This window comes from Salipiger abyssi (genome assembly GCF_001975705.1).
Lineage (GTDB): Bacteria > Pseudomonadota > Alphaproteobacteria > Rhodobacterales > Rhodobacteraceae > Salipiger > Salipiger abyssi.
Genome location: NZ_CP015095.1, coordinates 82,476 through 95,982 on the forward strand (window position 1 = coordinate 82,476; position 13,507 = coordinate 95,982).

The 13,507-nt window shown below is 65.1% G+C and carries 12 protein-coding genes; 10 read left to right on the plus strand and 2 right to left on the minus strand.

Translation table 11 applies throughout. The annotated features are described in order from the left end of the window. Positions 1–90: 90 nt before the first annotated feature. The 3 genes from Ga0080574_RS24850 to Ga0080574_RS24860 all read left to right on the plus strand — a co-directional run bounded on the left by Ga0080574_RS24850 (position 91) and on the right by Ga0080574_RS24860 (position 3,097). A complete protein-coding gene (locus Ga0080574_RS24850) occupies positions 91–849 on the plus strand; it encodes an electron transfer flavoprotein subunit beta/FixA family protein (protein ID WP_076706228.1) in 759 nt (252 codons plus the stop codon). Further along, a complete protein-coding gene (locus Ga0080574_RS24855; RefSeq protein WP_076706229.1) occupies positions 849–1,775 on the plus strand; it encodes an electron transfer flavoprotein subunit alpha/FixB family protein in 927 nt (308 codons plus the stop codon). Before Ga0080574_RS24850 ends, Ga0080574_RS24855 begins: the two co-directional genes overlap by 1 nt. Before the next feature lie 149 nt (positions 1,776–1,924). Then, positions 1,925–3,097, plus strand: coding sequence for a CaiB/BaiF CoA transferase family protein (locus Ga0080574_RS24860; protein WP_237219435.1), 1,173 nt, complete (start codon positions 1,925–1,927; stop codon positions 3,095–3,097). Between the two features lie 155 nt (positions 3,098–3,252). Here the strand turns inward: Ga0080574_RS24860 and Ga0080574_RS24865 are convergent, their stop codons facing one another. Both Ga0080574_RS24865 and Ga0080574_RS24870 read right to left on the minus strand, forming a co-directional pair. Then, complete coding sequence (locus Ga0080574_RS24865; protein ID WP_076706231.1) at positions 3,253–4,398, minus strand: C4-dicarboxylate TRAP transporter substrate-binding protein; 1,146 nt, start codon at positions 4,396–4,398, stop codon at positions 3,253–3,255. A gap of 39 nt (positions 4,399–4,437) precedes the next feature. After that, the gene (locus Ga0080574_RS24870; protein WP_076706232.1) at positions 4,438–5,490 is read right to left on the minus strand and encodes an alcohol dehydrogenase; all 1,053 of its coding nucleotides are present in this window, start codon (positions 5,488–5,490) and stop codon (positions 4,438–4,440) included. Between the two features lie 326 nt (positions 5,491–5,816). Between Ga0080574_RS24870 and Ga0080574_RS24875 the strand changes: the two genes are divergently transcribed. Genes Ga0080574_RS24875 through Ga0080574_RS24905 form a run of 7 tightly spaced genes read left to right on the plus strand, consistent with a single transcriptional unit; the run spans position 5,817 to position 13,507 of the window. After that, the gene (locus Ga0080574_RS24875; protein WP_076706233.1) at positions 5,817–6,596 is read left to right on the plus strand and encodes an enoyl-CoA hydratase-related protein; all 780 of its coding nucleotides are present in this window, start codon (positions 5,817–5,819) and stop codon (positions 6,594–6,596) included. Between the two features lie 9 nt (positions 6,597–6,605). Further along, the gene (locus Ga0080574_RS24880; protein ID WP_076706234.1) at positions 6,606–8,222 is read left to right on the plus strand and encodes a class I adenylate-forming enzyme family protein; all 1,617 of its coding nucleotides are present in this window, start codon (positions 6,606–6,608) and stop codon (positions 8,220–8,222) included. A 3-nt stretch (positions 8,223–8,225) separates the two neighbouring features. Further along, positions 8,226–8,999 carry an enoyl-CoA hydratase/isomerase family protein gene (locus tag Ga0080574_RS24885; RefSeq protein WP_076706235.1) on the plus strand — a complete coding sequence of 258 codons (774 nt, stop codon included), beginning with the start codon at positions 8,226–8,228 and terminating at the stop codon, positions 8,997–8,999. Then, entirely contained in the window at positions 8,992–9,696 is a 705-nt protein-coding gene (locus Ga0080574_RS24890; RefSeq protein ID WP_076706236.1) for an SDR family NAD(P)-dependent oxidoreductase, read from the plus strand. The genes Ga0080574_RS24885 and Ga0080574_RS24890 overlap by 8 nt, the downstream gene beginning before the upstream one ends. After that, a complete protein-coding gene (locus tag Ga0080574_RS24895; protein WP_076706237.1) occupies positions 9,696–10,862 on the plus strand; it encodes an acyl-CoA dehydrogenase family protein in 1,167 nt (388 codons plus the stop codon). Before Ga0080574_RS24890 ends, Ga0080574_RS24895 begins: the two co-directional genes overlap by 1 nt. Then, a complete protein-coding gene (locus Ga0080574_RS26360; protein ID WP_076706238.1) occupies positions 10,859–12,358 on the plus strand; it encodes a 3-hydroxyacyl-CoA dehydrogenase family protein in 1,500 nt (499 codons plus the stop codon). The genes Ga0080574_RS24895 and Ga0080574_RS26360 overlap by 4 nt, the downstream gene beginning before the upstream one ends. A 15-nt stretch (positions 12,359–12,373) precedes the next feature. Next, positions 12,374–13,507, plus strand: a complete 1,134-nt coding sequence (locus Ga0080574_RS24905) for a CaiB/BaiF CoA transferase family protein (RefSeq protein WP_237219436.1) — start codon at positions 12,374–12,376, stop codon at positions 13,505–13,507.

Sequence of the window (13,507 nt, forward strand, 5' to 3'; positions counted from 1 at the left end):
GGAATTGCGTTTGTGAGGGCAGACAGCCAGCGCGCCGCCGACCGGATCGTGTCGCCGCGCCAGTGGAAACGAAACCGCAAGGAGAACGCAATGAAGGTCCTAGTGCCTGTGAAACGCGTGATCGACTACAACGTGAAGGTCCGCGTGAAAGCGGACGGATCGGGTGTCGATCTGGCGAATGTGAAGATGTCGATGAACCCGTTCGACGAGATCGCGGTGGAAGAGGCGATCCGGCTGAAGGAGGCCGGCAAGGCCGATGAGGTGATCGTGGTGTCCATCGGGGTGAAGCAGGCGCAGGAGACGCTGCGCACCGGGCTCGCCATGGGCGCCGACCGGGCAATCCTGGTGGTCGCCGCCGAGGATGTGCACGAGGATATCGAGCCGCTGGCGGTGGCCAAGATCCTGGCGAAGATCGTCGAGGAAGAGCAGCCAGGGCTGGTGATCTGCGGCAAGCAGGCGATCGACAACGATCTGAATGCCACCGGCCAGATGCTGGCGGCGCTGGCGGGTCTGGCGCAGGCCACCAATGCCAACACGCTGGAGATCGACGGCGACAGCGCCGTGGTGGCGCGCGAGGTCGATGGCGGCTTGCAGACCATCAAGGTGGGCCTGCCGGCGATCGTGACCACCGACCTGCGCCTCAACGAGCCGCGCTATGCCTCGCTGCCCAATATCATGAAGGCGAAGAAAAAGCCGCTCGAGGAGAAGACGCCCGGCGATTACGGCGTCGATGTTTCTCCGCGGCTTGAGATCGTCGGCACGGCGGAGCCTGCGGCGCGCAAGGCGGGCGAGATGGTCGGCTCGGTCGATGAGCTGATTGCGAAACTGAAAGACGCGGGAGCGGTGTGATGGCGGTTCTTCTTCTGGCAGAGATCAATGACGGCGCGCTGGCGATGGACGCCACCGCAAAGGCGGTGAGCGCGGCTGCGGCGCTTGGCGAGGTCACCGTTCTGGCGGTGGGCGCACAGGCGAAGGACGCGGCGGCAGAGGCCGCGACCATTGAGGGTGTGGCCAAGGTTCTGGTGGCGGAGGATGCGCTTTACGGCCACCGCCTGGCAGAGCCGGTTGCGGCGCTGGTCGTGTCGCTTGCGGGCGATTACAGCCATATCGTGGCGCCGGCGACGACCGATGCCAAGAACATCCTGCCGCGTGTTGCGGCGCTTCTCGATGTGATGGTTCTGACGGATGTCACCTCTGTGGTTGATGTGGATACGTTCGAACGGCCGGTCTATGCGGGCAATGCCATGCAGACGGTAAAATCGAAGGATGAAAAAAAGGTTATCACCTTCCGGACCTCGACCTTCGACGCGGCGGCGACCGGCGGGTCTGCGCCCATCGAGGACGTTGCTGCGGGCGAAAACCCGGGGCTTTCGGAGTGGGTCGAGGACAAGCTGGCGGAGAGCGACCGGCCAGAGCTGACCTCGGCGGGGATCGTGGTCTCCGGCGGGCGCGGCGTGGGCTCGGAGGAGGATTTCGCGATCATCGAGGCGCTGGCGGACAAGCTGGGCGCCGCCGTGGGCGCGTCGCGGGCGGCGGTGGATTCGGGCTTTGCGCCGAACGACTGGCAGGTCGGCCAGACGGGCAAGGTTGTGGCGCCGGATCTGTATATCGCGTGCGGGATTTCCGGGGCGATTCAACACCTTGCGGGGATGAAGGACAGCAAGGTCATCGTCGCGATCAACAAGGACGAAGAGGCGCCGATCTTCCAGGTCGCCGATTACGGCCTCGTCGCCGATCTGTTCCAGGCCGTGCCGGAGCTGACGGAAAAGCTCTGAACGTGAGGGGTGGGCAGCATTGCCCACCCTACGACGCGGCGCGCTGAAAGATGTCTCTCTGGCACGATTATTGCGTCGTTTTACCCCGTGACAGAATTAGGTGACAGACAATGCGAACACATGAGCAAGATTCAGAAACGCATGACGCGGTGCCCGGTTACGCTCTGCCCCGGGTCAAGACCGGGTCGGCGTTCGGCTTTTTGTCCGGTGTTCGCGTCGTCGATCTGACGACCTCGGTTGCGGGCCCCTACGGCACCATGCTGCTGTCGGATTTCGGCGCCGATGTGATCAAGGTCGAACGCGCGAGCGGCGACGACGCACGGCAATGGGGGCCGCCCTTTCTCGACGGGCAGGCGCTGTGGTTCACCGCCGTCAACCGCAACAAGAAAAGCGTCGTCATGGATCTGCGCAGCGATGAGGGCCGCGCGGCGCTGATGAAGCTGGTGTCCGAGGCGGATGTCTTTGTCACCAACCAGCCGCCCGATGTGCAGCGCAAGCTGAAGCTCGACTACGAGCACATGAGAGAGGCGCGCGAGGATCTGATCTTTGTCTCGATCACCGGCTTCGGGCTGAGCGGGCCGCGCGCCGAGCTGACCTGTTACGACCTCATTGCCGAGGGCTATTCCGGGATCATGGATATCACCGGGGCGGGCGAGGGTGCGCCGCAAAAGATCGGTGCGCCGGCGGCGGATATGCTGGCCGGGCAGGATGCGGCGATGGCAACGATGGCGGCGCTGATGGACCGTCAGCGCACGGGCCAGGGTCACAAGATCGACATCAGCCTGGTCGAGAGCATGACGCGCTTTCTGACCTGCCGGATTTCCTCCTATCTGGGCTCCGGCGAGGTGCCGGTGCGCTCGGGCGGGACCGACAGTGTGATCGCGATCTATCAGCCCTTCGATACGGCGGATCTGCCGATCAATCTCGGGCTCGGTTCGGATGCGATCTGGGCGCGGTTCTGGAGCGCGATGGGCGATGTGGAGTACGGGCAGCGCCCGGAATTCGCCAGCAATGCGCTGCGGCGCGAGAACCGGGCCGAGATCGTCGGGCGGATTCAGGAGATCCTCAAGACCCGCCCGCGCGCGGACTGGCTGGAGGTGTTCGCCTCTTCGCGCATCCCTGCCGGGCCGATCAACCGCGTGGACGAGGTGGCCGGCGATGCCGAATTGCAGGCGCGCGGGCTGTTCTTTGCGCTGGAGGATGGCGAGGGGCGGGTGGTGCCGCAAATCGGTCTGGGCATCCAGATCGACGATGCGCCCTGCATCCCGCGCGGTCTGCCGCCGCTTCTGGGCGAGCATAACGACGAGATTCTCGGAGAGTAGCGGATCATATGCGGTCGGGCCTGTGGGCGGTGGGCAGATTGCCCACCCTACATACTCGACCGCGTTCGTAGGGTGGGCAATCTGCCCACCGTTCCGCACCCAAAAAGGGCGGGCCCGAAGGCCCGCCCCGCTGAACCGTCCAACTGTTCGGGCGCTCAGTTCATGCCGTAGCTCGTCGGGTCGATCCTGGAAAAGATCTCGTCTTCATAGAGCTTTGCGAGCGTGTCCACGTCCTTGACGTCTTTCGTCAGACCCTTCCACTTCTCGACCAGCGCGCTGACCTTGGCGACCTTTTCGGCGGCGTTCTCCACCCCGTAATTCTCGGTGAAGAGATCGGCGATCACCGCCGTGTCTTCGGCGACGAAGGCCTCGGTCGCCTCGGTCAGTTCCGGCCCGGCCTCGATGATCTCGATACCCTCTTCGCGCGCCTTTTCCAGTGCCTCCATCGGGCGGACATAATAGTTATAGCTCAGCTCGGCGCTGTTATAGGCCGCCGCTTTCAGCATCGCGACGCGCTCCTCCTCCGACAGTCCGCGCCAGGCGTCGATATTGATGTTCGCGGCGCCGACACCGACAAAGAGCCCGCCGGGCACGCCCAGGGTCACGTATTTCGTCACGTCCATAAGCTGGAGGTCGAGCAGGTCGGCGGGGTGCACCACGGTGCAGTCGACCACGCCCTGGCTCAGCGCCTCATAGGTCTCGTTGGCCGAGATGCTGACGCGGGTGGCGCCCATCGCTTCGGCCCAGCGGCCCCAGTTCGCCGAGGCCACGCGCAGCTTTTTGCCCGCGAGATCAGACACCTGCCGGATCGGCGTGGTGCAGAGCAGCGCGTAGTCGTGGGTCGAGATGCTGCCCAGGTAAATCTGCCGTTCGCGGGCGAACTCGGCCACGCATTCCGGGCATTCCAGCATGATGTACTCGGTCAGCGCCCCGGTCATGGCAAAGCCCGGCGCGTCGATGCGGTCTCCGACGGTAGAGAGCATGTTGAGATCGGCGCCAAGGTTGCTGTTGGCATATTCCGCCGGGTGATAGGGCATGATGACATAGCCCATGTCCACGATATGGTCGCGCAGCCCCGGGCCTGTCTGTTTCAGGTCCAGCAGCGACAGCGGATAGAGCTTGATGCCCGGGCCGCCGTTGTCGGCGACCTTGGCCACGAATTTCTCCAGGCTCTGTACCACCGTGCTGCCCGAGGGGAAGCCGACCGCAAAGGTCAGATCCTTGGCCGAGGCCATGCCTCCCGCCGACAGGAGCGCCGCGAGGCAGCCCCCGGTAAGCAGCGATTTCAGTGTTGTCTTCATCTTGTTTTCCTCCCTGTGATGAAAAAATGCCCCTGTGGATCAGGGAACCAGAACCGCGCGGCCGACGATGCGGCCCTCCTCCAGCGCGTGCATGGCGTCATTCGCTTCGTCGAGCGGATAGGTGGTTGTCTGGAGCGGCGGCACCTTGCCCGCGCGGGCAAGGTCGATCAGCTCCTGAAACTCGGGCAGGCTGCCGACGACAGAGCCGATGATGCTCACCGCCTTGAGCGGGATGAGCGGCAGCGGCCAGTCCGACGCGCCGCCGAAGAGCCCGACGAGGATCACCTTGCCGCCCTTGCCGACCAGATCGAAACTCATGCTGGCGGTAGCGGGGGCGGCGACGAAGTCGATCACCGAGGGGATGGTGGCGCCGCAGGCGGTCTGGATCTGCGCCATGGCATCCTCGGCGGTGCCGTCGATCACATGGCCAGCGCCGGCGGCCAGCGCGGCCTCGCGCTTGGCCGGGTCGATATCGACCACCACCGGGGGCAGCCCGCCGAGCGCCTTCACCAGCCCGATGCACATCAGCCCCAGCCCGCCGGCGCCGATGATCACCAGCGGCACCTCGGCGATGGTCTCTTCCACCTTTTTCAGCGCGGAAAACGAGGTCAGCCCGGAACAGGCGAGCGGCGCGGCAATCGCCGGGTCGAGATCGCCGATATCGAAGAGATAGCGCGGATGCGCCAGCCGGATCATGCTGGCAAAGCCGCCATCCGCGTGAAAGCCGAGATTGCGCGGGGTGGGGCAGAAGTTCTCCCGCCCCTCCAGGCAGACCCGGCAACTGCCGCAGCCCTGCCAGGGGTAGACCACATAGTTGCGCGCCGGGTCGAGATGCTGCGCTTCGGGCCCCGCGGCCTCGATCCTGCCCGCGATCTCGTGGCCGAGCACCACAGGAAGCTCCAGCCCCCGGCTGGCGAAGTTCAGTTTGCGGCCGTGACCGAGATCGTATTCGCCGCTATGGATATGGAGATCGCTGTGACACAGCCCCGCCGCGGTGATCCGCAGCAGAACCTCGCTGCCCGTGGGCGCCGGATCTTCGCGGGTTTCGTGGACAAGGGGCTGTCCGAAATGCTGCATGCATTCGCAGTACATTTTCTCTCCCATAGTGCAAATTGACTTTACATTTGAGGCTCGCAAACCCCGTGCCAGTCCGGAAATGTAAAGGTCTGTGCCGGGAAAGGGGCGGAGCTGGAGGCTTCCGCTGCGTCGGATGCCAGGGCGCAAACTCTGCGCTGGCACGGCTATTGCGTATCCGCTTTCAGAGCCCGGCGCTGTGCGGCAGCGCCATCTAAGGCGAAGAAACCGCAGGCAAACTGTCGCCATCTGGCCAATCCGGTCCGGCTGGCGTTTGCTGCGACTGCGGGCAAAACGAGATGACGGGCGCCGCCGGCGCGGCCCGAGACCAAGGAGCGAAGACCATGAGCTTTAGCCAGATCCTGTTTGAGGAAGACGGGCCGATCGCCAAGATCACGCTGAACCGGCCGGAAAACGGCAATATGTTCACCGAAACCATGTGCCACGAGATCCGCGATTGTATCGAGGGCATCCGCCGCGAGACGCGCACCCGCGTGGTGGTGCTGACCGGCGCGGGCGACCGGTTCTTCTGCATCGGCGGCCAGAAGGACGGGATGGAAAAGACCAACCTCTACGCCGGCACGCTGCCGGTGCTGGAGATGTACGAGGCCATCGACAAGCTGCAAAAGCCGGTCGTGGCGAGCGTCAACGGCTTTGCCGTGGGCGGCGGCAACGTGCTTCAGGTGGTCTGCGACGTGACCATCGCCAAGGAAAGCGCTGTCTTCCGGCAGGTCGGCCCGATGATGGGCTCTTTCGATGCGGGCTATGGCACCTGGTATCTCGAAGATCTGGTTGGCAAGAAGCGCGCCAAGGAAATCTGGTATTGCAACAAGAAGATGAGTGCCGCCGAGGCGAAAGAGATCGGCATGATCAACCGCGTGGTGCCGGACGACCAGCTCGAAGAGAAGACCCGCGAATTCGCGCTGGAGATCGCCGAGCGCGGCTCTTTCGCGCTGGCCGCGATCAAGGGCGCCTTCAATGCGCGTCATGGCGGTGTCGGCGGGCTCAGCCGGGTCACCCACGATCTGCTGCTGACGCAGTATCTCGGCAGCGAGGAGCACAAGGAGCTGAACGAGAGCTTCAACTCCCGCAAATCGCCCGACCCCTCCAAGTTCGGCCATTGAGGTGACGCCATGCGACCGTTTCTGACGCTTCACGATCCTTCGGCGGCCCGGCAATATTACGATGCGGGGCTTTGGCAGGACGAGACCTTCTACCAGCAGCTCGCGCAGCATGCCGAGGCCAACCCCGACGGTGTGGCGCTGCGCGACGGTCGCGATACGCTCGACTGGCAGAGCCTGAAGGCGCGCAGCGATGCCATGGCCGACGATCTGGTCGAAAAGGGCATCGTGGCGGGCGACCGCATCTCGATCTGGATGTCGAACCGGGTCGAGGTGGTGATCGCCTTCCTCGCCTGTTCGCGCGAGGGCATCGCCTGCAATCCGTCGCTGCACCGCAGCTACACCTGCGCCGAGATCGTCGATCTGCTGACCGAGCTCTCCGCCAAGGCGCTGGTCACCGAAGACGGCTGGGGCGCCGACCGCAAGGCGCAGGATTTCGACGCGATGCTCGCCGAGCTGCCCTTTCTCAAAAAGGTCTATACGCCGAAGAACTTCCCGCAGCATATCACGCAGCTCAACCGGCAGCCGCATGCCAACCCCGACAGCATCGCCTATCTGGCCTTTACCTCGGGCACCACGGGCAAGCCGAAATGCGTCATGCATTCCTGCAATACGCTGCTGGCCAATGCCCGCGATCTGGCGCGCGACTGGGCGCTGGATGAGCACAGCGTGATCCTGACGCTCAGCCCGTTCTCGCATCACATCGCCTGGGTGGCGCTGGGGCAGTGGCTGGTCTGCGGCGGCCAGCTCGTCATGGACGATCCGCCCGAGGGCATGAGCCGGCTCGACTGGATCGTCGAGACCGGCGCCACCTATGTGCTGGGCGTGCCGACCCACGCGATGGACATTCTCGCCGAGCAGAAAAAGCGCGGCATGTCGCGGATCGGGCAGGTGCAGACCTTCTATATGGCGGGCTCGCCGATCCCCGAGGTGGTGGCGCAGAACTTTGTCGATCAGGGCATCGCGCCGCAGAACATCTACGGCATGACCGAATGTTCCTCGCATCAATACACCCATCCGAACGACAGTAAGGATGTCTGGATCTCGACCTGCGGGCGCGGCGGGCCGGCCTATGAGGTCAAGATCTGGGATCCCGAAAACCCCGACCGCGAGCTGCCGCAGGGCCAGTCCGGCGAGATTGGCGGGCGCGGGGCGGCGATGATGCTGGGCTATTTCGCCAATCAGGCGGCGACGGAGAAGACCTTCAACGCGCATGGCTATCTGCTGTCTGGCGATCTCGGCTCCTTTGACGCGCATGGCAATCTGCGCATCGACGGGCGGGTGAAGGATCTGATCATTCGCGGCGGGCACAATATCTATCCCTCGCGCATCGAGTCGCTGACGCTGACCCATTCCCGCGTCGAGAAGGCCGCCGCTTTCGGCGTGCCCGACGAGCGGCTGGGCGAAAAGGTCTGCCTCGCGGTGATCGGCGAGGTCGAGGCGCGAGAGATGCTGCATCACCTCGCCCGGGAAGGGCTGTCGAAATTCGACATGCCCGAGTGGTTCCTTGCGCTGCCCGAGCTGCCGCTGACCGCCAGCGGCAAGATCCTCAAGCGCGAGCTGACCGAGATGGTGAAGCGCGGCGAGATCTCGCCCGAACCCGTGCGCTACGTCGAAGAAAAGGCCTGAGTCATGTCCGTTGTTGACCTCACGCGGAACGGCGATTGCGCCGTTCTGACCCTGAACCGTCCCGAGGCGCTCAATGCGCTGAGCTTCGCGATCATCCGCGACATCGGCGCCGCCTTTGACGAGGTGGCGGAGATGGAGGGTGTACGCGCCCTGCTGATCATCGGCGCGGGCGAGAAATCCTTCTGCGCCGGCGCCGATATCAAGGAGTTGCGCAATCGCCCGCTGATGGACCAGTTGCGCGGCGCCGAGCTGGGGCAGAGCGTCTTTGCCAGGCTCGACACGCTGCCGGTGCCCTCGGTGGCGCTGGTCAATGGCTATGCTTTCGGCGGCGGGTCGGAGCTGGCGCTGGCCTGCACCTTCCGGCTGGCCTCGGAGAACGCGGTGTTCGGCCTGCCCGAGATCAAGCTGGGGCTGATCCCCGGCTATGGCGGCACCCAGCGCCTGCCGCGCCTCATCGGCGAGGGCCGCGCGCTGGAGATCATCATGACCGGGCGCAACGTCAAGGCCGACGAGGCCGAGCGCATCGGGCTGGTGAATGCCGTGGTCGAAGGTGACCTGATGCAGGCGGGGCTGGAGTTCGCGGGCAAGTTCACCCGCTACAGCCTGCCCGCGCTCGGCTTTGCCCGCAGCGCGGTACAGCGCGCCGCCGATCTGCCGCTGGCCGAGGGGCTGCGCGTCGAGGCGGAGCTCTCGACGCTCGCCTACCGCACGCAGGACGCAGAGGAAGGCATGGCCGCCTTCGAAGAGAAACGCAAACCGGAGTTCAAGGATGGCTAAGGGACAGATCGTCGTAACCGGTGCCTCCAAGGGGATCGGCGCCTCCATCGCCGCCGAGCTGGAAAGCCGCGGCTATCCCATCGTCTGCCTGTCGCGCTCGGGCAGCGGCCCGGTAGGCCACCAGATCGCCTGCGACATGACCGACGAGGCGGGGGTGAAAGCCGCCTTCGAGGAGATCGCCGCGCGCGGTCCCGTCGCGGGGCTGGTCAACAACGCGGGCGTGCATATCGGCGGGCCGATTGCCGGGCTGACGGTGGAGAGCTTCAACACCACCATCGCGCTCAACACCACCGCCGTCATGGTGGCGGCGCGCGAGGCCTATCCGCATCTGCGCGAAAGCGGCGGCACCATCGTCAATATCGGCTCGTTCTTCGACAAGATGGGCGTGCCCGACAACCTCGCCTATTGCGCCTCCAAGGCTGCCGTCGCGGCGATGACCCGCTGCATGGCGGTGGAATGGGCGGGCGACGGCATCCGCGTGATGACCGTGGCGCCGGGCTATATCGAGACCGACCTGAACCGCGAGTTCCTCGCGCGCGAGAAGGTCCAGAAATGGATGAAGAGCCGCATTCCCACCGGCGCCCCCGGCAAGCCCGAGGACGTGGCGAAACTGGTGGCCGCGCTCTTTGCTGAAGAGATCAACTTCCTGACCGGCGAGACCATCTACATCGACGGCGCACAAGGGATGAACCACTGATGAACATGTATGAACGCGTCCTGAGCACGCGCAAATGGGACGAGGACGAACAGGCGATCCTCGATCAGGTCCAGCGCATGACCGATGAGGTCATCGCGCCGAATGCCGAACATATCGACGCCACCGGCGAGTTCCCCTGGAAGAACGTCGAGGCGATCAACGCGCTGGGGCTGAACGCGGTGTTCGTGCCCGAGGAATATGGCGGCATGCCGATGTCCTTCCGCCTCTATCTCGAGATCGTGGCGATCATCTCGGAGGCCTGCGCCTCCACCGGCATCATCTATGCCACCAATTACCACGGCATGAAGCCGCTGATCGAATACGGCAGCGAAGAGCAGAAGCAGCGCCTGCTTCCCTGCATCGCCGAAGGCGGTCTTGGCGCGCTGGCGATCACCGAGCCGACCGCCGGGTCGGACGCCACCGGCATGAAGACCAGCTTCACCCCCGATGGCGACGACATCGTCATCAAGGGCGGCAAATGCTTTATCTCGAACGGCGACGTGGCCGACCGCTATCTCGTCTTCGGCAAATGGTCGGAGATCGACGACCCCAAGAAATCCATCTCGGCGCTGATCCTTGAGAAGGGCACCGAGGGCTTCACCGTCGTCGGCAAGGAAAAGAAGATGGGCCATAACGGCTCGTCGACCTGCACGCTGGCCTTCGACGGCGCCCGCGTGCCGCGCGCCAATCTGCTCTGCGAACCGGGCGACGGGCTCAGGATCCTGCTCGGCTCGCTCAACCGCTCGCGCCCCTCGGTGGCGGCGCAGGCGTTGGGGATCGCACGGGCGGCGTTCAAGGACATGGTGGCCTATGGCTCCGACCGGGTGCAGAGCCGCAAGAAGGTTCTGGAATTCCAGGGCAACCAGTTCACCCTGGCCGATCTCGCGGGCGAGCTGCTGATGGTCGAGAAATGGCTCGATTACGTGGCCGATCTGGTCGAGGCCGGTGAGAGTGATTTCGGCATGGAGGCGTCGCTGGCCAAGCTGCGCGCCTCGGATCTCGCCATGAAGATGACCACGGAATGCGTGCAGTTCCACGGCGGTTACGGCTATTGCCGTGACTACCGTGCGGAACGGCTGATGCGGGACGCCAAGATCACCCAGATCTGGGAAGGGACCAACCAGGTCCACCGCCAACTCATCGGACGGAGTTTCATCACAAAATGACCGGTATCAAGAAAGTCGCCATCTGCGGGGCAGGGGGCACCATGGGCGCGGGCATCGCCATTGTCGCGGCGCGCGGCGGGTACGAGACCGTCTGTTTCGACATGTCCGCCGATGCGCTGGCCCGCCAGCGCGCCGCCGCCGACAAGTTTTTCGGCAAATCCGTCGACAAGGGCCGGATGAGCGCCGAGGATAAAGAGGCCACCATGGCCCGCATGTCCGACAGCACCGACCTGAACGAGCTGGCCGATTGCGACCTGATCATCGAGGCGATCTTCGAGGATCTGGGCGTCAAGAAAGAGCTCTTCGGCAAGCTCAACGAGATCTGCAAGCCCGAGACGATCTTTGCGTCGAACACCTCCACCCTCTCGATCACCGAGATCGCCGGGGGCTCGGGCCGTGACGACCGCGTGGTGGGCATGCATTTCTGCCTGCCCGCGCAGGTGATGAAGCTCATTGAGATGTCGCGCGGCATCAATACCTCGGACGAGACCTTTCAGACCGCCTGGGCCTGGACCGAGAGTTGCAAGCAGATCCCGGTGGAAACCCAGGACAAGCCGGGTTTCATCCTCAACGCGCTGCTGGTGCCATTCAACAACGACGTGATCCGCGCCATCGAGGCGGGGCTTTGCACGCCCGAGGATCTCGACCTCGCGATCAAGTCCGGCCTCGGCTACAAGATGGGGCCCTGCACGCTGCTCGACCTCATCGGGCTCGATACGCAGGTGCGTCTGGGCGAGGCGTTCTATCCGATCACGCTCGACAAGCGCGCCGCCGTGCCGCCGCTCTGCCGCCGCATGGTCGCGGCGGGGCGTCTGGGCAACAAGTCGGGTTCGGGTCTGCTGACCGGGCTGACCTCCGAGAAAGCCACCGAGGCGCCGGGCTATGCCATTGTCGGCACCGGCGAAAGCCGCTCCTTCCCGGCGGGCGATGCGTTCCTCTCGGGCGGTGCCGAGGGCGCGCCGGTGACGGTCCATCTTGGCGGCGGCTTTGCGCCGGACGACAGCAAGACCGCCGTTCTGGTCGAGCTCGATACCGAATGTCTGGGCGTGCATACCGGCGAGGATCTGGGCCGCGAAGGCTCCAATGTCGTGGGCTTTGCCCGCTATCGCAACGGCAATGACGCGCCGTCGAACCTGATCGAGCTGGTGAAACAACCCAACACCACGCCCGAGGCGCTCGCCGCCGCGCGCGCGGTGTTCGAGGTGGCGGGCTTTGACGTGGTGGTCTGCGCCGACCAGCCGGGCCGGATCATCGACCGGCTTGTCCGCCCCAAATACAACGACGCGCTGCGCTTTCTCGACGAGGGGCTGGCGACGGCGGAGGATATGGACAAGACCTGCTGCATGGGGCTCGGCTATCCCGACGGGCCGCTGGAGCGGGTCCAGCGCGGTGGGCTTGCGCGGCACTATGACGTGACCACCGTCTTGCAGGAGATGACCGGCCAGCCCGGCTATGCACCGGCGCGCGCGGCGGTTGTCGCCAAAGCGCGGGGCTGAGTCATGAAAGGCGCGTTGAGCGGTATCCGTGTGCTGGATTTCTCGACCCTGCTGCCGGGGCCGATGGCGACCCTTATCCTGGCGGAAGCCGGGGCCGAGGTGATCAAGGTCGAGCGCCCGGGGCGCGGCGAGGAGATGCGCAGCTATGTGCCGAAATGGGGCGGCAGCGACAGCTCCAACTTTCACCTGCTGAACCGGGGCAAGAAGAGCATCGCGCTGGATCTCAAGGATCCGACGGAGCGCGCCCGGCTGGTGCCGCTCATCGAGAGCGCCGATATCGTGATGGAGCAGTTCCGGCCGGGCGTCATGGCGCGGCTGGGCCTGTCCTATGACGATATGAAAGCGATCAACCCCGATATCATCTATTGCTCGATCACCGGGTATGGCCAGACCGGGCCGAAGGCTATGAGCGCCGGGCACGACCTGAACTATCAGGGCGACGCGGGCATGGCGGCGCTGAGCCTCGGCACCCCCGAGGTGCCGGTGATGCCGCCCGCGCTCACCGCCGATATTGCCGGCGGCACCTATCCTGCGCTGGTCAATATCCTCATGGCGCTCTGGCGCCGGGAAAAGACCGGGATGGGCGCGCAGATCGACATCGCCATGGCGGAAAACCTCTTTCCCTTCCTCTACTGGGCGCAGGGCGAGGGGCAGGTCACCAGCGACTGGCCGGGCAATGGCGACGCGCTGGTGACCGGCGGCACGCCGCGCTACCGGCTCTACCCCACCGCCGACGACCGCTTTGCCGCCATCGCGCCCATCGAACAGAAGTTCTGGGAGTCGTTCTGCGAGGCCATCGGGCTCGATCCCGCGCTGCGCGACGACAGCAAGGATCCCGAGGCCACCACCGCGGGCGTTGCCGCCATTCTGCGCAGCCAGAGTGCGGCACATTGGGCGCCGATCTTCGAGGCCGCCGATTGCTGCTGTTCCATCGTCCGGACGCTGGAGGAGGCCATGGCAGACCCGCATTTCCGCGAACGCGGCGTCTTTGCCGCCAGGATCGCCAGTGCGGCGGGCGAGGAAATGCCCGCCCTGCCGGTGCCGGTGATCCCGGGGTTCCGCGAGGGCGGCGATGCGCCCCGCAGCGCGCCCGCTTTGGGCGCCGACACAGATAGCTGCCTCGGCGCCGCGCCCGAGGGAAAGGACTGA

What these genes read in the sequence shown, in the direction of transcription:
- Ga0080574_RS24885 (WP_076706235.1), top strand. Translation starts at nt 8,226, where the DNA reads ATGTCCGTTGTTGACCTCACGCGGAACGGCGATTGCGCCGTTCTGACC.
- Ga0080574_RS24875 (WP_076706233.1), top strand. Translation starts at nt 5,817, where the DNA reads ATGAGCTTTAGCCAGATCCTGTTTGAGGAAGACGGGCCGATCGCCAAG.
- Ga0080574_RS24865 (WP_076706231.1), bottom strand. Translation starts at nt 4,398, where the DNA reads ATGAAGACAACACTGAAATCGCTGCTTACCGGGGGCTGCCTCGCGGCG.
- Ga0080574_RS24850 (WP_076706228.1), top strand. Translation starts at nt 91, where the DNA reads ATGAAGGTCCTAGTGCCTGTGAAACGCGTGATCGACTACAACGTGAAG.
- Ga0080574_RS24880 (WP_076706234.1), top strand. Translation starts at nt 6,606, where the DNA reads ATGCGACCGTTTCTGACGCTTCACGATCCTTCGGCGGCCCGGCAATAT.
- Ga0080574_RS24855 (WP_076706229.1), top strand. Translation starts at nt 849, where the DNA reads ATGGCGGTTCTTCTTCTGGCAGAGATCAATGACGGCGCGCTGGCGATG.
- Ga0080574_RS24890 (WP_076706236.1), top strand. Translation starts at nt 8,992, where the DNA reads ATGGCTAAGGGACAGATCGTCGTAACCGGTGCCTCCAAGGGGATCGGC.
- Ga0080574_RS24895 (WP_076706237.1), top strand. Translation starts at nt 9,696, where the DNA reads ATGAACATGTATGAACGCGTCCTGAGCACGCGCAAATGGGACGAGGAC.
- Ga0080574_RS26360 (WP_076706238.1), top strand. Translation starts at nt 10,859, where the DNA reads ATGACCGGTATCAAGAAAGTCGCCATCTGCGGGGCAGGGGGCACCATG.
- Ga0080574_RS24870 (WP_076706232.1), bottom strand. Translation starts at nt 5,490, where the DNA reads ATGTACTGCGAATGCATGCAGCATTTCGGACAGCCCCTTGTCCACGAA.